General features: G+C 34.3%; 26 protein-coding genes. 10 read left to right on the forward strand and 16 right to left on the reverse strand.

Going from position 1 to position 22,937, the window contains the following annotated elements; translation table 11 throughout:
- Positions 1-3: 3 nt before the first annotated feature.
- Positions 4-459, reverse strand: coding sequence for a DinB family protein (locus K5V07_RS14580; protein ID WP_221918053.1), 456 nt, complete (start codon positions 457-459; stop codon positions 4-6).
- Between the two features lie 76 nt (positions 460-535).
- Between K5V07_RS14580 and K5V07_RS14585 the strand changes: the two genes are divergently transcribed.
- The 5 genes from K5V07_RS14585 (at position 536) to nadD (ending at position 4,146) form a co-directional block, all read left to right on the forward strand.
- The gene (locus K5V07_RS14585; protein ID WP_221918054.1) at positions 536-892 is read left to right on the forward strand and encodes an arsenate reductase family protein; all 357 of its coding nucleotides are present in this window, start codon (positions 536-538) and stop codon (positions 890-892) included.
- Complete coding sequence (locus tag K5V07_RS14590; protein ID WP_221918055.1) at positions 885-1,766, forward strand: DMT family transporter; 882 nt, start codon at positions 885-887, stop codon at positions 1,764-1,766. The genes K5V07_RS14585 and K5V07_RS14590 overlap by 8 nt, the downstream gene beginning before the upstream one ends.
- Before the next feature lie 186 nt (positions 1,767-1,952).
- Entirely contained in the window at positions 1,953-2,813 is an 861-nt protein-coding gene (locus K5V07_RS14595; protein WP_221918056.1) for a YicC/YloC family endoribonuclease, read from the forward strand.
- A 65-nt stretch (positions 2,814-2,878) separates the two neighbouring features.
- On the forward strand, positions 2,879-3,451 hold the full coding sequence (gene gmk, locus K5V07_RS14600) for a guanylate kinase (RefSeq protein WP_086453268.1): 573 nt from the start codon (positions 2,879-2,881) through the stop codon (positions 3,449-3,451).
- A 113-nt stretch (positions 3,452-3,564) separates the two neighbouring features.
- Entirely contained in the window at positions 3,565-4,146 is a 582-nt protein-coding gene (nadD, locus tag K5V07_RS14605; protein WP_221918057.1) for a nicotinate (nicotinamide) nucleotide adenylyltransferase, read from the forward strand.
- A gap of 58 nt (positions 4,147-4,204) precedes the next feature.
- On the opposite strand, the gene K5V07_RS14610 is transcribed toward nadD, so the two are convergent.
- From K5V07_RS14610 to K5V07_RS14635, 6 genes are all read right to left on the reverse strand, one after another.
- Positions 4,205-5,665 carry a nicotinate phosphoribosyltransferase gene (locus tag K5V07_RS14610; RefSeq protein ID WP_221918058.1) on the reverse strand — a complete coding sequence of 487 codons (1,461 nt, stop codon included), beginning with the start codon at positions 5,663-5,665 and terminating at the stop codon, positions 4,205-4,207.
- Complete coding sequence (locus K5V07_RS14615) at positions 5,662-6,126, reverse strand: nucleoside 2-deoxyribosyltransferase domain-containing protein (RefSeq protein WP_221918059.1); 465 nt, start codon at positions 6,124-6,126, stop codon at positions 5,662-5,664. Before K5V07_RS14615 ends, K5V07_RS14610 begins: the two co-directional genes overlap by 4 nt.
- A 1-nt stretch (position 6,127) precedes the next feature.
- A complete protein-coding gene (locus K5V07_RS14620; protein ID WP_221918060.1) occupies positions 6,128-6,661 on the reverse strand; it encodes an NADAR family protein in 534 nt (177 codons plus the stop codon).
- A complete protein-coding gene (prs, locus tag K5V07_RS14625) occupies positions 6,658-7,491 on the reverse strand; it encodes a ribose-phosphate diphosphokinase (RefSeq protein ID WP_221918061.1) in 834 nt (277 codons plus the stop codon). Before prs ends, K5V07_RS14620 begins: the two co-directional genes overlap by 4 nt.
- A 75-nt stretch (positions 7,492-7,566) precedes the next feature.
- Positions 7,567-8,259 carry an NUDIX domain-containing protein gene (locus K5V07_RS14630; RefSeq protein ID WP_221918062.1) on the reverse strand — a complete coding sequence of 231 codons (693 nt, stop codon included), beginning with the start codon at positions 8,257-8,259 and terminating at the stop codon, positions 7,567-7,569.
- A gap of 103 nt (positions 8,260-8,362) precedes the next feature.
- Positions 8,363-9,256 carry a LysR family transcriptional regulator gene (locus tag K5V07_RS14635; RefSeq protein WP_221918063.1) on the reverse strand — a complete coding sequence of 298 codons (894 nt, stop codon included), beginning with the start codon at positions 9,254-9,256 and terminating at the stop codon, positions 8,363-8,365.
- 86 nt (positions 9,257-9,342) lie between these two features.
- Here K5V07_RS14635 and K5V07_RS14640 point away from each other — a divergent pair, with 86 nt between their 5' ends.
- The 4 genes from K5V07_RS14640 to K5V07_RS14655 all read left to right on the forward strand — a co-directional run bounded on the left by K5V07_RS14640 (position 9,343) and on the right by K5V07_RS14655 (position 12,910).
- Positions 9,343-10,113 (forward strand): type 1 glutamine amidotransferase domain-containing protein, encoded by a 771-nt coding sequence (locus K5V07_RS14640; RefSeq protein WP_221918064.1) that lies wholly within the window; start codon positions 9,343-9,345, stop codon positions 10,111-10,113.
- 93 nt (positions 10,114-10,206) lie between these two features.
- Positions 10,207-11,370, forward strand: coding sequence for an iron-containing alcohol dehydrogenase (locus K5V07_RS14645; protein ID WP_221918065.1), 1,164 nt, complete (start codon positions 10,207-10,209; stop codon positions 11,368-11,370).
- A gap of 296 nt (positions 11,371-11,666) precedes the next feature.
- Positions 11,667-12,662, forward strand: a complete 996-nt coding sequence (locus K5V07_RS14650; RefSeq protein WP_144890235.1) for an NAD(P)H-dependent glycerol-3-phosphate dehydrogenase — start codon at positions 11,667-11,669, stop codon at positions 12,660-12,662.
- A 35-nt stretch (positions 12,663-12,697) separates the two neighbouring features.
- The gene (locus K5V07_RS14655; protein WP_144890232.1) at positions 12,698-12,910 is read left to right on the forward strand and encodes a hypothetical protein; all 213 of its coding nucleotides are present in this window, start codon (positions 12,698-12,700) and stop codon (positions 12,908-12,910) included.
- A 205-nt stretch (positions 12,911-13,115) separates the two neighbouring features.
- On the opposite strand, the gene K5V07_RS14660 is transcribed toward K5V07_RS14655, so the two are convergent.
- The 3 genes from K5V07_RS14660 to K5V07_RS14670 form a co-directional block, all read right to left on the reverse strand.
- Positions 13,116-13,523 carry a hypothetical protein gene (locus K5V07_RS14660; protein ID WP_144890229.1) on the reverse strand — a complete coding sequence of 136 codons (408 nt, stop codon included), beginning with the start codon at positions 13,521-13,523 and terminating at the stop codon, positions 13,116-13,118.
- 87 nt (positions 13,524-13,610) lie between these two features.
- A complete protein-coding gene (gene pheS, locus K5V07_RS14665) occupies positions 13,611-14,630 on the reverse strand; it encodes a phenylalanine--tRNA ligase subunit alpha (RefSeq protein WP_221918066.1) in 1,020 nt (339 codons plus the stop codon).
- 101 nt (positions 14,631-14,731) lie between these two features.
- Positions 14,732-15,088: a hypothetical protein gene (locus K5V07_RS14670; RefSeq protein ID WP_086453259.1), complete on the reverse strand. Its 357-nt coding sequence runs from the start codon at positions 15,086-15,088 to the stop codon at positions 14,732-14,734.
- Between the two features lie 148 nt (positions 15,089-15,236).
- On the opposite strand from K5V07_RS14670, the gene K5V07_RS14675 reads away from it, so the two are divergent.
- Positions 15,237-15,749, forward strand: a complete 513-nt coding sequence (locus K5V07_RS14675; protein WP_144890224.1) for a CvpA family protein — start codon at positions 15,237-15,239, stop codon at positions 15,747-15,749.
- Position 15,750: 1 nt separating this feature from the next.
- Here K5V07_RS14675 and K5V07_RS14680 read toward each other — a convergent pair whose 3' ends face one another.
- The 6 genes from K5V07_RS14680 to K5V07_RS14705 all read right to left on the reverse strand — a co-directional run bounded on the left by K5V07_RS14680 (position 15,751) and on the right by K5V07_RS14705 (position 22,865).
- Entirely contained in the window at positions 15,751-16,494 is a 744-nt protein-coding gene (locus tag K5V07_RS14680) for a tetratricopeptide repeat protein (RefSeq protein ID WP_221918067.1), read from the reverse strand.
- Positions 16,495-16,559: 65 nt separating this feature from the next.
- Positions 16,560-18,305, reverse strand: coding sequence for a BatD family protein (locus tag K5V07_RS14685; RefSeq protein ID WP_221918068.1), 1,746 nt, complete (start codon positions 18,303-18,305; stop codon positions 16,560-16,562).
- A 20-nt stretch (positions 18,306-18,325) separates the two neighbouring features.
- Complete coding sequence (locus tag K5V07_RS14690; RefSeq protein WP_221918069.1) at positions 18,326-19,087, reverse strand: tetratricopeptide repeat protein; 762 nt, start codon at positions 19,085-19,087, stop codon at positions 18,326-18,328.
- A gap of 48 nt (positions 19,088-19,135) precedes the next feature.
- Complete coding sequence (locus K5V07_RS14695; RefSeq protein ID WP_221918070.1) at positions 19,136-20,167, reverse strand: VWA domain-containing protein; 1,032 nt, start codon at positions 20,165-20,167, stop codon at positions 19,136-19,138.
- A 65-nt stretch (positions 20,168-20,232) separates the two neighbouring features.
- Positions 20,233-21,234, reverse strand: a complete 1,002-nt coding sequence (locus K5V07_RS14700; RefSeq protein ID WP_221918071.1) for a VWA domain-containing protein — start codon at positions 21,232-21,234, stop codon at positions 20,233-20,235.
- Complete coding sequence (locus K5V07_RS14705; RefSeq protein ID WP_221918072.1) at positions 21,234-22,865, reverse strand: hypothetical protein; 1,632 nt, start codon at positions 22,863-22,865, stop codon at positions 21,234-21,236. Before K5V07_RS14705 ends, K5V07_RS14700 begins: the two co-directional genes overlap by 1 nt.
- Between the last annotated feature and the right edge of the window lie 72 nt (positions 22,866-22,937).

The raw sequence follows: 22,937 nt of genomic DNA on the forward strand, positions 1-22,937 counted from the left end.
GACTTATACAAACTTTCTAATACTCATAATTATGCCCATGTGTAGCGCCTCATGATAGTTATTAAAAGATAATGCATCTTCAATGTTTTTAATAGTCAGGCCTATTGAGGTGGTATACTCCTGATAGTCTTTAAATAATCTATTATTAAAATCTACTTCGGTTTGATTAATAGTTTCAAAAAGCAATGACTTGATTTCCTCTACCTCAGCTTGTGTAACATCTTGAAGTGGCTTGGTTCCACCTTTATATTTTTCGAATAATTCGTCAGAAATAATCATAGGCACTCCAGAAAATTTATAAACTAACCTTTGCTGCGTAACCACAATGTGGGCGATATTCCAAATTAAATTGTTATTAAATCCCGGAGCCATTTTATTTAGTTGTTCCAAAGTATAGTTTTCCAGAAATTGTGACAACACTTTTCTACTTGCTTTGGCAATATCAAATGTTTGATGCATTTTTTTATTTTTTCTATAAAAATAATCATTTTCAGTGTCAAATGAATTTTCTTTGCACAAAGAAATTATGCTACCCATGGACAAAATATACTATCTCGCCTCCTGCGACACGTGCAGAAAAATTATAAAATCATTACCTAAAGAACATGATTTTAAATTTCATGACATCAAACAAGACCCCATTACGCTAGAAGAATTAGAACAAATGCGAGAACTTGCAGGCAGTTACGAAGCACTTTTTAGTAAAAAAGCACAGCTTTACAAATCAATGGATTTGAAAAACAAATCCTTAACCGAAGACGATTACAAGAAATACATTCTGGAACATTATACGTTTTTGAGTCGTCCAGTATTTCTTATCAAAGACAAAATCTACATTGGCAACAGCCAGCAAAACATGCATCAAGTAAATCTTGCTCTTGCCCATGTCTAAACGAAATCTTGCGCTCATTGGCGCTACACTGGTCTCCATTATTTATGGTGTAACTTTTACCATTGCTAAGGATGTTATGCCGGCGTACATTGATGCGTATGGTTTTATTTTGCTGCGTGTAGGAGGTTCGGTGATTTTGTTTTGGCTGGTTTGGCTTTTTATGCCAAAGGAAAAAATTGAGATTGGTGATTTTCCCCGAATCATAGCGGCTGCTTTTTTTGGTGTGGCCTTTAATATGCTTACTTTCTTTAAAGGATTAAGCTTGACATCGCCCATAAGTGCAGCGGTAATTATGGTATCAACCCCAATGATTGTATTGACACTTTCGGCCATTATCATGAAAGAACGCATGCAAAAACGAAAAGTTTTTGGAATCATCCTAGGACTTATAGGAACGGCATTTTTAATTTTATACGGCAAATCTATTGGTACTGCTACCAATGCTGGATTGGGGAATTTTCTGGTTTTAGTAAATGCCATTTCGTATGGATTCTATCTTATTGTAGTCAAGAAATTAATGGATAAATACAATGCTTTTACGTTTGTAAAATGGATTTATTTGTTTGGTTTTTTAATGGTTTTGCCTTTTGGCTGGAGCCAATTTCAAGCCGTAGATTGGTCTGTAGTACCCGCAGCTATTGGATGGAAAATAGGATTTGTAGTGATTTTTTCGACTTTCTTCACCTATTTATTGAATTTACTTTCGATGAAAGAATTAAAACCAACAACCGTGGCCGTTTTTATTTATTTACAACCTTTATTTGCAACCATTTTTGCCATCAGTTTAGGTAAGGATGAGTTGAGTTTGGTAAAAATTGGTTCGGCAGTTTTGATTTTTATTGGCGTTTATTTGGTGACAATGAAAAAGAACTAGTTTACAGTAAGCAGTTGCAGTTGGCAGTTGTGAAAAGTAGTCTACAATAATGAGATTTGGTTGCGAATTTGATTGCTGAAAACTGAGACTGAAAACGATGACTAAATACTGCAAACTACACACTAAAAACTGAGACTGAGACTGAAAAAGTTTTTCCTTATCTTTGAGCTCTTTTTATAAAATGATATGATACAATCAATGACCGGTTTTGGTAAAGCGACTTTGCAACTACCAACCAAAAAAATAACAGTCGAAGTAAAATCCTTGAACAGTAAAGGTTTGGATTTAAATGTACGCATGCCTTCGCTGTACCGCGAAATGGAACTGGGTTTGCGCAACCAAATTGCGCTGAAACTCGAACGCGGAAAAGTAGATTTTTCTGTTTTTATAGAAAGTACTGCTGAACAAACTTCTACTAAAGTCAATGTACCGATCGTGAAAGCATATATGGATCAACTTAAAGAAATTTGTAACGAAGGATACGAAACAGAGTTGATGAAAATGGCTATTAGAATGCCTGACGCCATGAAAATAGAACGCGAAGAAATTGACGAAAACGATTGGATTCAAATTCAAACCGTTATCGAAGAAGCGTTGCAAAACATCTTGAATTTTAGAAGAGATGAAGGCATGTCACTTGAAAAAGAATTTCAATTGCGTATTGGTAACATTCGCCAATACATGACAGAAGCTTTAGCACTTGACCCGGAGCGTGTTCAAGCCATAAAAGATCGTTTGCAAACCGCTATTACTGAATTGAAAGTCAATGTAGATGAGAATCGATTTGAACAAGAATTGATTTACTACTTAGAGAAACTAGACATCACCGAAGAAAAAGTACGCTTGACAAATCACCTCGATTATTTCTTGGAAACCATCAACGGAAACGAAGCTAACGGTAGAAAACTTGGCTTTATTACTCAAGAAATGGGACGTGAAATCAACACGATGGGTTCCAAATCAAATCACGCACAAATGCAAAAATTAGTCGTTCAGATGAAAGACGAATTGGAAAAAATTAAGGAGCAGGTATTGAATGTACTATAAAAGTCATTAGAACTTAGTCATTAGTCCATAAATACTAAGTACTACTGGCCTGATATTTTAAAATAATGAAAAAAGGAAAATTAATCGTATTCTCTGCACCGTCAGGTTCAGGAAAAACTACTATAGTTAGGCATTTATTAAAACAAGAAGACTTGAATTTAGAGTTTTCTATATCAGCAGCTACGCGCGAGGCTCGTGGCGAAGAAGTAAGTGGCAAGGATTACTATTTTATGTCGTTGAAAGATTTTAAAACGCACATTAAAAACGAAGATTTCGTAGAATGGGAAGAAGTTTATAGAGACAATTTTTACGGAACTTTAAAAAGTGAAGTAGAACGTATCTGGGCACTCGGTAAAAATGTAATTTTTGATATTGATGTAGCCGGCGGATTGCGCATCAAACATAAATTTCCCGAAGAAACTCTTGCTGTTTTTGTGAAACCACCAAGCGTGGATGAACTTAAAAGACGATTAAAGGAACGATCCACTGAAAGCGATGACAAAATCAATATGCGTATTGCTAAGGCATCAGTAGAACTTGCAACAGCTCCACAATTTGATGTGATTATCAAGAACTACGATTTGCCTGTTGCACTTGAAGAAGCATATCAATTGGTGAAGGATTTTGTTGAGGATTAAAAAATTTAAAAATTAAAGAATTGAAAAATTCAAAAATTATTTCTAATCTTTAAATCATTAAATTTTTAAATTTTTAAATCTTTAAATCTTTAAATCTTTAAATCTTTAAATTAATGAAAATCGGACTTTATTTCGGAACATTTAATCCCATTCATGTTGGGCATCTTATCATTGCCAATCACATGGCAGAGCATTCTGATTTAGATCAAATTTGGATGGTCGTTACCCCACATAATCCTTTAAAGAAAAAAAGTACGTTACTCGATGATTACCATCGTTTGCAAATGGTTTTTCTAGCTACTGAGGATTTTCCTAAAATCAAGCCTTCGGATATAGAATTTAAACTACCACAACCTAATTATACGGTAAATACTATTGTCCACTTAGAGGAAAAATATCCTAACTACGAATTCTCCTTAATCATGGGAGAAGACAATTTGAAGTCGTTACATAAATGGAAAAACTACGAAGTAATCCTTGAGCGTCATGACATTTATGTGTATCCACGAATCTCATCCGAAGAGGAAAATTTGGAGTTTAAAAACCACCCAAAAATTCACTTAATTGATGCTCCGGTTGTAGAGATTTCAGCGACTTTTATCCGTGACAACATCAAAAAAGGCAAAAACATTCAACCGCTGTTGCCTGCAAAAGTTTGGGAGTACATTGATCACAATAATTTTTACAAGAAATAAAATCAAAAAAAGCCTAAATGAAAATTTATATTTAGGCTTTCTATTTTTACAAAGTTGGTTACAACAAACTGTTCTTTACTTGACTCCGAATCTCCGATAAACTTAAGTCAATTAAAAGTTTTCCATCTCTAAAAACTTCTTTCAATTCTCCTTTTTGTTCTTCTTCCCAAGACACTTCATCTGTTAAAGTATATTGACCCTCAACCCATTCTATTTTCATTAAACCTTTAGCTGATTTTTTGGTACCATCATCCGTAATCGGGTCTTTAAAAATAGCTCTTCCTTCTCTGTTTACTTCTCCATAAGTGGCTTTCATTGCAAAACCAAAAGTATCTCTTGTATTGTATTGATAGGTAAATGAACCAATTCCAAGAACCACATTAGTAGAAGCAAACCCTTTAGCTTTTAATCGTTCACAGATGGCCGTGGCTCTAGTTACGGTAATACTGTCTCCATAAATAGCTCCTATTTGAGGAACTAATTCTTTAAATCCTTTTGCATTTACAGTACCTCCAAAAACACCCCAAAGCAGTTCGATTACTCCTTTCTTTTCTTGTTCAGTTTTGCCATTTGGATTACCGCAAATAATGTCAACTGGATCTCCACTGTCTGGACGCACCACTACTTTTCCTTCTCTTGAAAGAATTTCATCTTTCAATCGAGGTAAATAATCTGTTAATACTTTCCATAAATCCCAAGTGTCTGAAACAATAGAAACAATTCCTTTTGGATAGACCTCACAAATTAATCTTTTGAACGTTTCATATTCTCCTTCGGTAGTACCCATACACATTACGGAATGCTCAGTTGCGGCAACAGAACCAGCTATTAATTCGGTATCAGAATTGGCCTTGTAATATTCTTCAAAAAAATCAATAGCAGGAATGGTATCCGAGCCCGTAAAACTCAATAAATGTCCTGCTGCAGATGTTACCGCTGCTTCGATACCTCCCATTCCTCGCATAGAGAAATCGTGACCTTGCCAATCGACAAACTCCGGCATTGAAGATGTTTCTTCGGCATATTTGTCTAAAACGATACGGTATTGTTTTGCTATTGTAGCCGAATTACAAGGCAGCCAAATTACCGCAGAAAGCAATGTCTCAAAATAATTTGTCAACCAGAAAAACTCAGGAATCGTATTGTACATCGTGAACATTGGTACTCGAATAGGCACGCTGGTTCCCTCTGGCAAAGCTTTGAAAACCATCGGTATATATCCTAAATCGTGCAAATCTTCAATATGTTTGGTACCGACTTGGTTTTCACCCAAATAATTGTTGATTCTGCGGGCATATTTTTTCACCACTTCTTCTTTTGGCTGTTTGAAAAAATGCAAATCAAAATCTTGAATGATGTATTTTTTTAGGAAATATTGCAATCCAAAAAACACAACTTCATTAATACCCTCAATTCTTGATTTTCTGGGAGTCCAATTAGAATATACTAATGTCGTTCCGTCAGGATATTGCCTTTTGTGGTCAACTTTGTAACCGTCTGTTAATAAAAGTGGGTTCATAATTTATACTTTATTAGATTTTGTAATAACTCTTCTAAACTTTTATACTGTTGAATATTATATTTTTCACATACAACATCAATATTACCTTTTCTCCAAAAATCCTCTTCTACTACAACTTTCATCTTATTTGATTGAGCATAAAGTCCAAACTCTAATAGTGATATTGGAGATTTTGTGTTATTCGCAAAAAACATAATAATGATATCTGCTTTTTCTAATGCATTTAATTCCCAATCTACCTGTTCCTTAAATTTTGCATTAGTGATAGATTGTTCCCAATCTGAATTCCACTCATTCCTTCTTGGATTAAATATAATGTACTTAGCACTCAAAACTTCTTCACATTTTTTTTGCCAATCAACAGCTTTATCCATTTCTATAGATCCAGCTAAAAAAACAGACGGAATATCTTGATTAATAATATCAATTGAATCTGGAGCTCTATATATTTTTTTCACTTTAATACTGTTTCAATTCATCCCTAACCTCCATCAATACAAAACCTAATAAATTTAATCCTCTCCATTTCTCAGGATTCAAAACATCTTTATGATCACCTGCCATCCCTATTCCCCAAATAGCATCAACTGGACTCGCCTCTACCAAAACTCTTTCCTTAGTATTCACAAGAAACGCTTTTAAATCTGAATTTTGATGGAACTTATGGAGATTGCCTTGTTTTGCAATTTCATATCGGCTGGCTAACCAAAGTGTATCATCATAATTCCTCACTTCTCGTCCTAATTTTTTAGCTTCGGCAGGAGAATTCGCTTGAATTATTTTTTCTAAAACTTCATTGTCGTTAAACAGTTCCGCTTTTTTTGCCATCATCCAATGTTCTGCTGTTTTATAGGTAATGCCGTCCACTATAAATGGGCTGACCCACCATTGACTAAAACAGGTTTTGGTTATAATTCCATCTTTTGAAGGTTGATGCCCCCAGAAAAACAAAAATTTACTTTCGGGAGCTATATCTTTTATATCGTATTTCATATCAATTGATTTAATCCTATCACTTCAACACGTTCTCCTTCAAAATCTTTAAATGAATTGGTAGTAAATATTTTCTCAAAACAATCCAAAACAGCAAATCCTTTATTAAAAATCCCGTGGCTTACCGACAAATATAACTTACCGGCATTCTTGTTTTTCAGCTCTTCAGCAAGACCCACAAAAGTTCCGCCACCGTCACAAATGTCATCTACGATCAGACAATCCATTCCCTGCAAATCGTCATTATAGACTTTAAAACCAGATAATCTTCCAGTTTTTACATCTCGGCTTTTACTGCATTCCACTACTTCAACTCCGCCTAGAAATTCTGAAACTTTATAAATTTTCTTCAAAGCACCTCCATCTGGAGAAATTAATTTGACTTCGTTTCCAATTGCTTTTACAACCGTTTCAATAAAAGTATGATTCGGAATCACTTCACAGTTGTTTACTAATGCAGGGGTGACTTCAGAATGTGCATCAAATACAAACACTTTATCGAATTGCATTCCATTAATAATATCGGCATACACTTTTACCGATAATGGCTCTCCTTTAATCATAACTCTATCTTGTCTTGCAGCAGGGAAATAGGGGATAAAAAGATCTATATTCCTTACATCCATTCTGCGCAAAGCATCAACTGCAATACACAATAATCCTAAATCGTTGAAAGAATTTAAGCGATGTGTAATGGTGATTTTTTGGGTTACATCAAAATCAGGATTAATTTTGATATGTGGCTCTCCTCCTGAAAAAGTAAAATTTTGAAAATTGATTTCTTGCCGTGCAGCAAATGGTTTAAAGTTTTGGTCTAAATTGAGTATCATAGTTTTTAAATTTTGCGTTAATTATACGCAAATATAAATAGTATTTTTTAATAAACAATTTTATTTGTGTAAAAATTACGCAAAATTTATTTCGAAGTGAAAACCTTTCTTCAATAAAGCATTATATTTCTGTTTGTTAAACTTGAATAGTTTTGCAGGTCTTCCGCTTTTTATAGGAGAAAAATGATCTGTTTCTTCAATAATTTCAAAGCTTAGTATTTTTTTTCTAAAGTTTCTACGATCTATTTCTTTTTCCAAAATAGTGCAGTATAAATTTTCGAGCTCTGAGAATAAGAACTCTTTTGGTAACAGATCAAATCCTATAGGCTCATACGTAAGTTTTGCCTTTAATCGCTGCATTGCCTTCCTTAAAATGATGGTATGATCAAAAGCTAAAGCTGGCACATCATCAATTTTAAACCATTGTGCATTTTCGGCATCCGAATCGGCCTTGACCTTAAGTTTTGAGGAATCCACTAAGGCAAAATAAGCCACTGAAATTACACGATTTCTAGGATCACGAAACACATCATCACCAAAAGTAAACAGCTGTTCAAAATAATTAACGCTAATGTTCGTTTCCTCTTTCAACTCTCTTTTCACAGCATCTTCCAAGGATTCATCATTTTGTACTAATCCACCAGGCAATGCCCAATAAGAATCGTTTGTTCCAAATTTTTGCTGTATTAATAATACATAAAGCTGATTGTTTTGGTAACCAAAAACAATGGCATCAACGGCAACTTTTATATTTTGATTTTCACTCATATTCTAAATGCATAAGATTTACACAAATATAGAAATAGTTTTATACTTCTAATCTTATTAATTTGCTCTCTAAGTTATGATAAATGAATAATTTAAATAATAATCAAAAAACCTTTTTCAACTCTACTTGAATATTCTCAAAAATAGAACTCAAGTTCTCATTTTTACCTGATAAAACATAAACAGCTGTACTGGGCATTTGCTTGCTGTTCCACAACATCTGAATTTTATTTTCGGCTAGTAACTTTTTTGCATTGATATCCCAAACTACTCCTATTCCTGTATTTCTCGAAATGATTTCGAGCATTTCATATTCAGATGGAATGATATAGTTAGGAACCATCGATGGTCTTTTTTTGTTAAAGACATGCAACCAAAATAATTTGATATGCGGAATTTGTGCATTGTGGCTGTACCATTTTTGATCGTTTAACCAATGTTCAATGCCCGCAAAATCTTTAAGTTTTATACTTGCTTTTAATGCTGAAGAATCAATTTCTGGCGACCCGACGATGACCTGCTTGATGTCTCCAACTTTTTTTTGAATAGTATCAAAGGTGTCATATTGTTGAGTAACTACAGCAAAATCTAGTTTTTTTTCGTTCACCAATTCAAACAACGGATCATTGTCATGAAAACTAAAGTCAATATACTCGAACTTTGACACTAAGGCGCTACCCAAGCTAGACATTAAATGTTTCGAAATTCCTATTGAAATTAACCGATTGGCATTGAATGCTTTGGCTCGAAAACCATTTTCTACATTTTCCAATCGGTCTAATGCTTCAATGATTAAATTATTGAGTAACTTAGCGTATTCTGTAGGTTCTACACCTTTTGACTTTCTATTGAAAAGCTTGTACCCCACGTGCGCTTCGAGCATGGATATTTGCTGACTCACAGCGGGTTGACTAATAAACAACTCTTTGGCAGCAGCAGAAAAATTTCCGTTTTTATACACTGATTTAAAGGTGCGGTACCATTCTAAATTGACCATGATATAAATATATTTATCACAAACATAATTTAAATTATTTTTACTGATAACATAATCGCCGTAAATTTGTACAAAGAAATTACAAGATGAAAAAGATCGCATTATTTGCATTACTAGTATTAACCGTGGGTTGCTTATCAGCAACGGCACAAAAAACAAAAAAAACTAAGATGAAAAAAGTATTATTTGTTGTTACCAGTCATTCTGAACTAGGAAACACAGGAGAAAAAACAGGATTTTGGACAGAAGAATTTGCTGCTCCATATTATGAATTATTAGACAAAGGTGTTCAAATTGATATTGCAACGCCAAAAGGAGGACAACCACCAATTGACCCTAAAAGTGAAGACCCATCTGCAGCTACAGAAGACACAAAACGTTTTGATGCCGATACTGAATTGCTAGCAAAACTAAAAAACACGCACAAATTAAGCGATGTAAAAGAGTCTGATTACGATGCTGTTTTTTATCCAGGTGGCCACGGACCTTTATGGGATTTAGCTACTGATGCTAATTCTAGCGCTTTGATTGAGTCTTTTTACACTAATAACAAACCTGTAGCTTTTGTTTGTCACTCACCAGCAGTGTTGAAAAACGTAAAAGTAAATGGAGAATTTTTAGTAAAAGACAAAAAAGTAACTGGTTTTTCAAACACCGAGGAAGAAGCGGTTGGATTGACTAAAGTTGTTCCTTTTTTATTAGAAGATGCTTTACAAGCCAACGGAGCTATTTACTCTAAAGTAGCAGATTGGAATCCATACGCAGTAGAAGATGGTTTGTTAATTACAGGTCAAAATCCAGCTTCGTCTAAATTAGTTGCTGAAAAATTATTGGCTCAATTGAATTCAAAAAAATAAGAGAAAGTCGCTAAGATACTGAGAAGCTAAGTTGCTAAGCTTTAAAAACTCAGTATTTTAGTAACTTAGTAACTCTTTAAAAATTAAAACATCATGTTAAACTTCGAATTATACAATCCTACCAATTTAGTTTTTGGAAAAGGACAAATAGAAAAACTATCCACGCTGGTGCCTCAAGGAGCTAAAATCCTTTTGGCGTACGGTGGTGGAAGTATTTTCAAAAATGGTATTCACGAGCAAGTGATCAACAATCTAAAAGGTTTTGAAATCATTGAATTTGGTGGAATCGAACCCAATCCGCATTTTGAAACTTTGATGAAAGCGGTTGACGTAATTAAGGAACAAAACATTGATTTTATCCTTGCCGTTGGTGGAGGTTCAGTAATTGATGGAGTAAAATTCATTTCGGCAGCCGTACATTTTGAAGGAAATCCAATGGAAATTCTACAAAAAAGATTGTTGATTAAGGATTTATCTAAAGTAATACCTTTTGGAACAGTTCTTACTTTGCCAGCAACAGGAAGCGAGATGAATTCTGGCTCTGTGGTAACTATCAAAGCTACTCAAGAGAAATTGGCGTTTGGAGGTTCGGCTTTGTTTCCAAAATTTTCTATATGTGATCCAACAGTCATTCAATCGCTTCCAAAAAGACAATTGCAAAATGGTGTCGTAGATGCTTACACTCACGTTTTAGAGCAATATTTAACTTATCCGCACGAAGGTTTTTTACAAGATCGTATTGCCGAAAGTATTTTGCAAACCTTAATTCAAGTAGGTCCAGAAGTTGTTGAAAACCCAGCAGATTACGCATTGGCTTCTAACTTTATGTGGAGTTGCACCATGGCCTTGAACGGATTAATTCAAAAAGGAGTTCCATCTGATTGGGCTACGCACATGATTGGTCACGAGCTTACGGCATTGTACGGAATTGATCATGCTAGAACATTAGCAGTGGTAGGTCCAAATTTGTACCGCGTCATGTTTGAAACCAAAAAGGGGAAATTAGCACAATACGGAAAACGTATCTTTAATTTAACCGGAACTGAGGATGAAATCGCAAATGAAGCGATCACCAAAACAGTAGCCTTTTTTCATACCATGGGAATGGACACTAAATTGTCAGACTACACTAAAGAGTACGATAAAACTGCTGATTTCATAGTAGACCGCTTTAAAGAAAGAGGTTGGTTAGGATTAGGAGAAAAACAAAACATCACTTTAGAAAAAGTAAAATCAATTGTTGAAATGAGTTATTAAACTTCAAACTCACTTTTATAGCATAAAAAAAGGCGTTCTCTAAAATAGGGAACGCCTTTTAACATTCTAAAATATAACTAACTCACTCAATTCAAACAACTGTTAAAATACTGCTTACTAATTAACTATAACGTCCTAAAATTAAAAATAGTACACCATAACTAAAAAAAATATAATTATATTTTACTTTTTTAAGACAAATTTTCAAGAAACTTAGTATACACAATACCTCTGACAATAATTAAATTTGCTTCATTAGACCTTTTTTAAGTACTTTTGATTAAATTCAGTAAACAATGACCGATAATAAAAAATTTGCAGTAATTGGTGGAGGGAGTTGGGCTACAGCAATAGCTAAGATGCTTTGTGTAAATCTTGACGAAATAGCTTGGTACATGCGTAATGAAGCTGCAATAGAACATCTTAAAACCTATAAGCACAATCCTAACTATTTGAGTTCGGTTGAGTTTGACGTTAAAAAATTAAAACTTACCAGCGATATTAACGAGGCAATAGCCTATGCTGATTATATTATTTTTGCTATTCCATCTGCCTTTCTTGGTGCAGAATTAGAAAAACTTACCGTTTCATTAGAAGATAAAATCATCTTTTCAGCCATAAAAGGAATTGTTCCAGAAACAAGCCTTATAGTGGGCGAACATTTTCATGTAAAATATGATATTCCGTATTACAACATTGGTGTCATAACAGGTCCTTGTCACGCCGAAGAGGTAGCTATGGAACGCCTATCATACCTTACCATTGCTTGCGGCGACCCTGATAAAGCCAAAACGGTAGCTAAAAATTTGTCCGGAAACTACATTAAAACTAAAATCACAGATGACATTATAGGTACTGAATATGCTGCTATGCTCAAAAACATTTATGCTATTGCAGCAGGAATAGCTCACGGTTTGGGGTATGGCGATAATTTTCAGTCTGTATTGATGAGTAATGGGATTCGCGAGATGAAAAAATTCATCAAAAAAGTACATCGCATGAAACGCAACATCAACGACTCCGCTTATTTAGGTGATTTATTGGTGACCGGATACTCTGTTTTTTCTAGAAATAGAATGTTTGGCAATATGATAGGTAAAGGATATACCGTAAAATCAGCCATGATGGAAATGAGTATGGTTTCCGAAGGCTACTATGCAGCGAAAAGCGCTTATAAACTCAATCAAGCTTATGGTGCCAAAACACCAATAATAGATGCTGTTCATAGTATTTTGTATGAAGGTCAAGATGCCAAGGCGGTATTTAAAAAACTAACAGACAAACTCGACTAATATAACACCCGAATTCAAAATTTAAAAAACACCTTATGAGCGAAAGATGGAAATATCAAATTAAAATGGGTGGTATTTGGGGCGTATTTATGACCGTTTTCAATGTGCTATTTGACATTAAAGAAACTCCATTCGCAGCACAAGTTGCCGCTCCTGCTTTTTATTTTAAAGCCGTAGCTTATATTTTAGTAGGGATATTTGTTTTGGGTTATTTTACCTGGAAATCCAAACAAAAGCAAAACCTATAATTTTTAATTTCTTACAGAAAGATTGAAATATCAACTTAAAACAGGCTTGATTTTAGGATTTGTATTTCTACTAATTCTTGCCGCAATTTAGATATTCAAAATAATGTAAAAAGAGTTTTTATATAAAAAAAGCAGTCTCTCGACTGCTTTTTTTGTAGAACTAAATTTTATTTAGTCTTGTATGTTTTTTTTGCAAAAAAGTAAATTATCTAACAATAACACCGTCAACAAATAAAATAGGTACTTCTTCTACCTCTGTTTCGTTGATGGCTTTAGCTTTGAAAATGAATTTTTTATCGTACAATTTCCCATCCATGAAAAACGTAAGCATGAATTCATTGTTAAGCGCTAAAACACTTTTTTCGATCATTTCAACCTTAACTACAGAAACCGCTGGGACTTCTATAAAAGCGTGACGCAAAAGTGATGTTTTTTTCATTTCACCATCTATTGTTCCAAAGGCTTTGGAAACAACCATCACACTTTCGATCAAGTAATCGCTATCGTTTACTAGATAAGCGTACCATACTTTTTCCATAAAATCGTCGCTCCATTCTTGCACTGCTGCAAAAAAAACGTTTTCTACTTCGGGTATAATGATATCTTTTTTCATAAGTTACTTGTAATGTCTAAAGTCGTAAAATCATAAAGTCGAATGAAAAACTATAACTGATATTTCTTTCGACTTTATAACTTTTGACTATATTGAGGATTTAAATTGTTCTAAGAAACGAACATCATTTTCGTAAAACATACGAATATCGCCTATTTGATACAACAACATCGCAATTCGTTCGATTCCCATTCCGAATGCAAAACCTGTGTGCTCTTCTGGATTGATGTTGCAGTTTTTTAATACATTAGGATCTACCATACCGCAACCACCTATTTCTAGCCAGCCAGTTCCTTTGGTAATTCTATAATCTGTTTCGGTTTTTAAACCCCAGTAAATATCAATTTCGGCACTTGGTTCTGTAAATGGAAAATAAGAAGGACGCAAACGTATTTTTGATTTCCCAAACATTTCTTTGGTGAAATACAACAAGGTTTGTTTTAAGTCGGCAAATGAAACGTCTTTGTCAATATACAACCCTTCCACTTGATGAAAAATACAGTGGGAACGAGAGGAAACAGCCTCATTACGAAAAACGCGCCCTGGTGAAATGGTACGAATAGGCGGCTTGTTGTTCTCCATGTAGCGCACTTGCACAGATGAAGTGTGTGTACGCAACAAAATATCTGGATTAGTTTGAATGAAAAACGTGTCTTGCATATCACGTGCCGGATGGTATTCTGGCAAGTTCAACGCAGTAAAATTATGCCAATCGTCTTCAATTTCTGGACCTTCAGAAACGTTAAAACCTATGGTAGAAAAGATGTCTATGATTTGGTTTTTAACCAATGAAATAGGGTGACGAGAACCAATAATAACGGGTTCAGCAGAGCGAGTCAAATCACCATAAAACCCTTTACTTTCTTCTTTACTTTCTAAAGCTTCTTGTATGGATTTTACTTTTTCTTCGGCAGTAGTTTTTAGCAAATTCATGATTTGTCCAAAATCCTTTTTTTGATCGTTTGGTACATTTTTGAACTCAGCAAACAAATCTTTCAAAAGACCTTTGCTTCCTAAAAATTTAATTCGAAACGCTTCTAATTCAGTTGCATTTTGAGTTGAAAAAGCTTGAGCTTCGCCGATATATTCTTTTATCTTGTCTATCATTTTCCTTCCGTAATTGAGAGTGCAAATTTATGAAAAAGTTTTCAGTTTTCAGTCGCAGTTTCTAGTAGATTCATTCTGAAAACTGCGACTGTGACTGTCAACTACGAAATTACTTCGCGTTCCAAGAAATAATTCACAATGGCTTCTTTCATCAAAACCGATTGTTCTCCTGCCTTTAACGCTGGTAATTGCTCTTTAACTTTGTAATGAGGCCAACCGTCTTTGTCAAAAAACTCAAATTCATAGTAACCATAAGGCTCTAACAAACGGCAAATGGCAATATGCATCAAATTGAGTTTTTCGTCTTTTTTAAATTCTTGATGTACTTTGCCTAATTCTTGCACGCCAATTAAATAAATAATAGCATCTAGATCTAAATCTTCGCCTTGCGAAAATTGATCAGAAAGTAATTGAACCAACTGTTCCCAGCGTTCTTTTAGTTGTATATCTCTGGACATTGTTTAAAGTATGAATGATGGATTATGAATTATTGATGTACAACTCATAAAATTATTTGCACAAAGATAAGAACTTGAAAATTGGCAATTGATAGTCAACAATTCTTTTATCTTTGTTCTTTATTTAAATCACTATATTTTTGTTTTTATGAGTTTTCTAGATATTATTTTGGGTGCGTTATTAGCTTTTGCTGGATTTAAAGGTTTAAAAAATGGTCTTTTTGTTGAACTAGCTTCACTAGTTTCATTAGTATTAGGAATCTATTTAGCTATTAAATTTTCATTTTTTACAAAAGAAATCATTTCGGGATTTGTAAACTGGAATCCAAATACCATCCAAGTAATAGCGTTTATGATTACGTTTTTAATCGTTGTTGTGGCAGTAACATTTTTAGGTAAATTTCTCACTGGGATAGCGAGTTTTGCTTTCTTGGGATGGGCCAATTCTATAGGTGGTGGTTTTTTTAGAATATTAAAAACCGTTTTAATATTAGGAATTGTATTTTCAATTTTTGAAAAAATAAATTACAATCATATTTTGGTCAAGAAAGAAACGCTTGACAAATCCATATTTTATAATCCCGTTCAAAAAACTGCTGCTTACCTCTACCCTTCCCTACAAGAATGGTATAGTAGTTTGAAGAAAAAAAGTAAAGAATAATCTATTTCACTTCCTTAATCGTACTACTTTCAATCCAACCAGAAGTTCCATCTGTGAGTTGAATTTTTCTCCATTTTCCAATAGTTTCAAAAACGTAGACTTTGGCTCCTTCATGTATTGCTAACAAAGGTTTCCCACCTTCTCTTGGCTCTTTTTTCACATCTGTTTTTTCGGCAAAAACGATCGCCGGTCGTTCAGAATAATAATACTTTTTCTCAAAAAATGCAGCCGAAAGTACAACCAGAAGCAATACAAAAGCTACACTCATTCCGGTAAAGAAAACTCTTTTTAAAAGTGGCTTTCGAGAAAAATAATACACTAAAAAGAACGTGAAAAATAAAAATGAAAATCCTATTGCGATTTTTCCCCAAACATTATAGTCAAACTGTCCCGTGAAGTCTTGTATGAGTTTTGCAAAGCCTACTTTAGGAATCACCTTAAACTCATCAATGGTTCTTTTTTGGGCAAATTTTAAGTTCCCTGCCGCCTCAACGTTTTCTGGATTTAGTACAAGGGCTTTCTCATAATTGTAAATTGCTGGCGCAACTTGATTAAGCTTATAGTAGGCATTACCCAAATTAAAATACAACTCTGATGAATGTTGGTTGTTTTTTAAAACACTTTCATAAGCTATTACAGCCTCAGTATACTTTCCTTTTGCATATAAAGCGTTGCCGTTCTCAAAGCCACTTTGGGCAAAGAAAAATTGGGTTGAAAATAAAAGTAGATATAATATGTTTCTCATTATAATATTTATTTGCCACAGAGGCACAAAGTCCTTTTACTTAAAAATTATTTTTAATACTCTTATTATGAAATCTGTTTTTCTAAATCCGAAATTATAACTACCGCTTTATCAAAATCCTGTTGAATCGTGACACTTGACGAAGGTGCATAACGCGCTATTTCACAATTTTCAGTAAGTGCAATAAAATCTGTTACCGTTTCTGGATTTGCATTACGAGACAACAATAATTCCTGAATATTATCCTTACTCATTTCTGAGGTTTCAATATTTAGTTTGGCTTTCAAGAAATTATGCATCGCTTTTTCAAGTGCAATGTAAAAGAGTTCTTTGTTATTGATTTGTTTCTTGGCTTCTGATAAATATTTCTTGGCTAACTTGCTATTCATTCGAACTCTGTTTCCAGTAACATCACCATCCATAGCTTCTTTCTTCTTTTTGAACAATACTATCAGCGGGATCAATAAAAAAGGAAGCAACAACAACCCCATAAACGTATTAGACCCTAAAAAATCTTTCTTATTTATTGGAATAAAATTAGTCTTTGATTTAATGTTTTTAAATTCTTCTACAGCTGCAATTTTATTTTTATTACCCCTTGTAGCAGTAGAATCAACTGGTGAAGGCCCATCAAGTACATGTATCATGATTTCAGGTGAACGCAAGGTTTTATAGGTTCCAGAACTTAAATCAAAATAAGAAAACTGCATTGGTTTTACCGGATAATTCCCTTTATATTGCGGAATTATAGCATAACTATCTACTGATTTTCCTGCCATTCCAGTTAGCGGCGTGCTAATGTCTTCGCTGTGAACGGCATCATACATTTCAAGAGCATTTGGAACTACTGGTTTTGGCAAACTAAATAGTTTTAAATTTCCTTTTCCGGTAACGCTCACAACCAAATCCAGGCTTTCTCCATGTTTTAAATTAGTTTTTGATGGAGTAACTTTAAAATCAAAATTACCCACTGCACCTGTAAAATCATCTGGTTTGCCTGCCTCAGGTAGTGGTTTTACGTTTATTGTTTTGGCTCCAGCCGAAACTCTTTTTGTAGTTTCGGTGAGTAACATTCTACCAAACATATCTCTACGGTTAGTAGGCAATTGCACATCAACAGATAAGGACAGTGGCTCAATTTTAAGTCTACCCGATTTTTGAGGATACAATACTACTTTCTTAAGAACAATATACCTGAAATTTTGACCTTTAAAAATGCCTTCTTCGGCAACTAGTTGTTTTATTTCAATGTTTTGACTCCAAAAATCATTGTATTTGGGTTTACTTGTTTCCCCAAGATTTGTAATGCCAATGTTTGCAAAATACAATTTATATACTACCGTAACTGGCTCGTTGAGATATGGATTAGTCTTAGAAACATCAGCAACCAAATATAAGTTTTCATCACCAGAAATTTGAGGATCGTTAGGATCTCTAGGCTGCTCTGTAGCTGCTGTAACCGTTATTTTTATGGGAGCTGTTTTGTAAATTTGCCCGTTGTACTCAATAGCAGCCGACTTGATTACAAAAGTTCCTTTTTGATTGGGAACCAAAAAATAAGAATATGCTTTTTCAAAAGAGCTTCTCCCGTTTACCCAAGACTGACTCACTTGCTGACTAGGTCCGGCAATGATTCTGAAACCATCAAAAGATGGCTGTACAAAATTATCGCCATCAACGTTCATCATAAAATCAATACGCAATCTTTCATTTAGGCCTAGCGTAGTTTTGCTTACTCTGGCCTCAAACTGAACCTGAGCGCTCAGTGTGCTGCACACTAATAAAACAATCGCTGCAATGTATTTTTTCATTTTCAAAATCTCTAATTGAATTACCAATCTTTTTCTGTTTTAACTGGTTTTCCTTTTACTTTTTGGGCATTAACCTTGTCTTGAATTTTCTTTTCCTCTTTGTTTACAGCGTCTAAAAGATTTTCTAAACGGTCTTTAGAGATTCCTCCTGGCGCAGGTTTAGGCTCTCCTTTTTCATTTGGTTTCGGATCTTTATTTTGCTTATCCTGATCGCCTTTGTCGTCCTTTTTATCTTTTCCCTTGTCGTCTTTTTTATCTTTTTCTCCGTCTTTCTTGTCGTCTTTTTTATCTTTATCCTTATCTTTCTTATCGTCTTTTTTCTTGTCGTCCTTCGGCGGATTGTCTTTTAGCATTTTTTTAGCCAAGGCATAATTATAACGTGTTTCCTCATCCTTTGGATCATTACGCAACGCATTTTTATAGGCTTCTACGGCTTGCGCATAATCCTTTTCATTCATGAATACATTTCCTAGGTTATGAAAAGCACGATGTTTTTCGGGTCTGGTTTTCGAGTTTTTTAAGGCTTTCGCAAAAGCAAATTTGGCTTCACTAGACTGTTTTTGTTTGTAGATACTGTTTCCAAGATTAAAAGTCGCAGCAGCTTTATTAGGGAATTTTGAATCCGAAATTCGATAATTTGCTTCAGCATCCGCAAATTTATTGTCCGCATATTCTTGGTTTGCTTTGGGCAAAATTCGGTCTTTTTGTTGCGCAAACAATCCGGCTGTACCGAAAAAAGCACCGATTAAAAAAGCAACTATAATTATTTTAAATCTTTTCATTTATTGTAGCTCTATGTCCAAATGGTTTTGAAAACCTTTTGGAAATAATTATTTATTCTCGTTAAATAAATCCAATTTCTTAACCCAACTTGTTTTTCTTTCCAATAGAAAAACATCTGCAAATAACAACAAAAAGGCAAAGCCCAAAAACCATTGAAATTGCGATTGAAAATCCGCCATTTCTGTAGCTTCAAATTCGGTTTTTTGAATATTATTTAGTGCATTTTTGACATACTCTAAAACTTCTTTTGTGTTATTTCCGTTTACATACCCACCTTTTGTGATTTTTGCAATCAATGTTAAACTTTCAGGCACCAACTTTGTAATTACAACATCATTATTGCTGTCTTTTTTAAAACCTTCAACAACACCGTTTCGTTTTAGTGGAATTGTACCTCCTTTTTCGGTTCCTACACCTATTGTGATAATTTTAATTCCTAGTTTAGCGGCTTCTTCTGCTGCAGCTTCTGCACCCTCATTATGATCTTCACCATCTGAAATCATAATTAAAAGCTTGCTCGTTTTCTTATCATCAAAATAAGTAGCTGATAACTTGATAGCCTCATTAAATGATGTCCCTACAGAGGAAACCATATCCGTATTCATGCTTTGTAAAAACATTTTCGCCACACTATAATCCGTAGTGATGGGCAATACTGGAAAAGCACTCCCGGCATAGGCAACAATTCCTATACGGTCACTACCAAGCTGGTTTATAATTTGCGAAACAATTTGCTTGCTTTTGTCCAATCGATTTGGCGCTACATCTTCGGCCAGCATACTTTTGGAGACATCTATTGCAAAAACAATATCAATTCCCTCGCGTTTTACGGTCTCCATTTTAGTTCCAATCTTTGGGTTAACCAGACCAATAATAAGCCCTAGTAAAGCCAAAATAAGAATTACAATTTTTAGAACAGGTTTAAACATGGAGCTGTCTGGACTCAGTTTTTTCACCATTTCTAAATCACCAAATTCACGTTGCTTTTTTCTTTTCCAATATAAATTGAATAAAAAAACCAACACTACTAGAGGCAGTATCAATAAGAGGTATAAATATTTTTTTTCGTCTAATTCCATTTTTTTACTTTTAGTCGCAGTATTCCGCTATAGTTTTGAACTGAAAACTGTGAGAGCGACTGTCATTATACAAAGCTTCTAAAAACCGTATTTCTTAATCCTACTTCCAGCAAAACTAAAAATCCAGCAAGCCATATAAAAGGTCTGAATTTTTCATCATAATCATAAAACTTAAGTTCTTCTATTTCTGTAGTTTCTAGCTTATTGATTGATGCATAAATCTCGGCTAACTTATTATTACTGGTTGCTCTAAAATATTTTCCATCGGTTTTCTTGGCAATATTTTTCATTAATTGCTCATCAATCTCCACTTTCATCATTTGGAACAAAAATTTTCCATTAGGCGCAATAGCATACGGAAACATTGCCATACCATTAGTACCAATTCCTACCGTATACACTTTTATTCCGTATTGCTTAGCAATGTCAGATGCCGTTTCTGGCTCAATAAATCCGGCATTATTTACACCATCAGTCAATAAAATAACCACTTTACTTTTAGCTTGACTGTCTTTTAATCTGTTTACTGCAGTTGCTAATCCCATACCAATTCCGGTTCCGTCTTGCAAAACATTGTCATATTTAATGCTGTTAATGGCATTAAGAATAACGGCTTTATCACTGGTTACTGGTGTTTTTGTATACGCTTCAGAGGCATAAACCACAAGCCCAATTCGGTCATTTGGTCTTTCTTGAACAAAATCGGCAGCTACACGCTTGAGGGCTTCCATTCTATTAGGTTTCAAATCTTTGGCCAGCATACTTCCTGATACGTCAATTGCCATTACAATATCAATCCCTTTTGTAGTTTTAGTTTTATTGCTAATGTCTACCGTTCTTGGTCGAGCCAATGCAATGATTAATGAACACAAAGCAAGTACTCGCAACACATATAACATCGGTTTTAACTTGGTCAAAAATGATTCTGAACCTTTGAATCCTTCCAATGAACTCATTTTCAAAGTAGCCGATTGCTGCTTATTTTTTTTGAAAAACCAAAAAACAACAATTGGGATTAATACAAACAACCAAAAAAATCCTGGGTTTAAAAACGTTATTTTCTCCATTATTTACTTGCTTGTTTTAATTCGACTGTATTTAAAACCCGTTCCGAAATTTCATTTCCATAAGAATCTCCTTCTTCATGAAAAATTAAAATTTGTTGCAAACCACCTTCTTGACTAAACAATAGTGCCTCATAATACATTCGTGCTGTAGTTTTATTTTGGCTGTCCAGTTGAGAAAAAGTTCCGAAAGCTTTTAATCCTTTTACACCCTCTGGCGTTTCAAACTCTTCTTGCTTGACAATCATGTTTTGTGCTCCTTGGGCTTCTAGAGATTGTAAAGCGCCATCCATTGATTTGGCCAAGTCAATTTGAGTTTCGGCTTTAAATTTTAATGTAGAAACCATTACATAAAACCGATCAATAATGCTACCATAACCAAAAGATTGCATTTCTTTGATCAATGCCATTCCGTTTTTAGGAAGCGTTTTGGTAAGGTCTACACGTTTTAAAACCTTTGGAGTTTCAATGATAATACCTGGATTTCCGTATTCACTTTTCACCCATTCGCCCTCTAATAATTCCTTAGTAGGGTGACCCATAATGTTGTCTTTCACAAAATCAAAACCTCTAGTTGCAATAAAATAAGTGGTCACGGCCGTTACAAGAAAAACAACACTTGCAATAGCGGTTTGAATGCGTTTTTTTCTTTGCTTGCGCAATTGCAATTCAATTTGTTTTTGTTTTTGAGCTTCGTTTAAAAGTAATTCTTCTTCAAGCTGAACCTCAACTGGTATTGATTTATCTAACGTTAAAATAACTTTTTGAATTTTGTTGCGATCCTCTGTTATTTCGAAATCAAGAGGTTTTGATTTGGCAAATTTCACTAAATCAGCTTGCCTTAAAACACGCTCCAGGTTTTCAATAATTTCCTGTGAAAGTGTCATTTTCTTTTTGACAGAAGCCGCTCTTAATCCCTGAATCAACTCTGATGTTGTACTTTCCATGGCTGGAATTTCAATCGCTTCTTCGATATAATTTCTGGCAATATCCGTTAATTCACTATAATAAGCCTTGACTTCTCCTTTTTGCCAAAGTTCTTTTCGCTCTAAGGTGTCTAGTAATGTTGTTGCTTTTTCAATAGGAGTTTTAAAAACTTCTTCTTGTAATTTTTTCTCCTGACGCTTTTTTAGAAACCAATAAACTAAAACAGCTATCCCTGCAAGTAATAGAATTGCCAGTACATATTTCCACCAGTTACCCATAGTCTCCTCTGCTGGAGCAATGTCTTTAATGTCATACATTTTTTGTTTTAGTGTATCCACTTGCACATTGGCAACTTCTACTAAAAGTGAATCCGTAAGAAAGGCTTGGTTGTTGATGAAAATTTTAAACCTAGGAATAACATACCTCCCAGAATCAAATTGGGTAAGTCCGTATCTTTTTGTCAATTCATATCTACCGTCTATTTTAACGGTATCAACTGGATAAGACTGAATGACTTCTAATGCGCCAAAGTTTCTCGATTTTGGAAAAAGTACTCGGCTTGACGAATCTACCGTTGTTTTTATAGACAACTTAAACTCGGCACCAATCTTATTTTTAATTGTATCAATACTTGTAACCACTTGCTTTTGTTGTGCAAAAACAGCCGTAGAAAGCAGCAATAGTAGTAGATATAAATGTTTTTTCATGTTATATTTTTGAACCTCTTTTGATTTTTGATTGCAGGCAAACAATTTGTAATGCCCTATTTAAGCCCGAAA

The sequence above is a fragment of the Flavobacterium sp. CHNK8 genome (assembly GCF_019774515.1).
Classification (GTDB): domain Bacteria; phylum Bacteroidota; class Bacteroidia; order Flavobacteriales; family Flavobacteriaceae; genus Flavobacterium; species Flavobacterium tiangeerense.